The sequence below is a fragment of the Salifodinibacter halophilus genome (assembly GCA_012999515.1).
In the GTDB taxonomy this organism is placed as follows: Bacteria; Pseudomonadota; Gammaproteobacteria; order Nevskiales; family Salinisphaeraceae; genus Salifodinibacter; species Salifodinibacter halophilus.
Genome location: JABEEB010000703.1, coordinates 1 through 237, shown reverse-complemented (window position 1 = coordinate 237; position 237 = coordinate 1). Strand labels below are relative to the sequence as shown.

At 68.8% G+C, this 237-nt stretch carries 1 protein-coding gene; it reads left to right on the top strand.

The genetic code is table 11. The features are described 5' to 3' along the window. Positions 1–237 (top strand): bifunctional NADH-specific enoyl-ACP reductase/trans-2-enoyl-CoA reductase (locus tag HKX41_13370; GenBank protein NNC25124.1); only part of this gene is annotated, 237 nt, incomplete at both ends.

Sequence of the window (237 nt, the reverse complement as noted above, 5' to 3'; positions counted from 1 at the left end):
TGCCGTCCACCGGCGAAGTGAAGCGCTCCGCGCTCAAGCCGATCGGCGCGCCGTACACGTCCTCGGCCATCGACACCAACAAGGACCAGATCGTGCAGGCCACGATCGAGCCGGCGACCGAGCAGGAAATCGAAGACACCGTGACGGTGATGGGCGGCCAGGACTGGGAGCTGTGGATCGACGCGCTGGAACGCGCCGATGCGCTGGCCCCGGGCGCGCGCACGGTCGCCTTCAGCT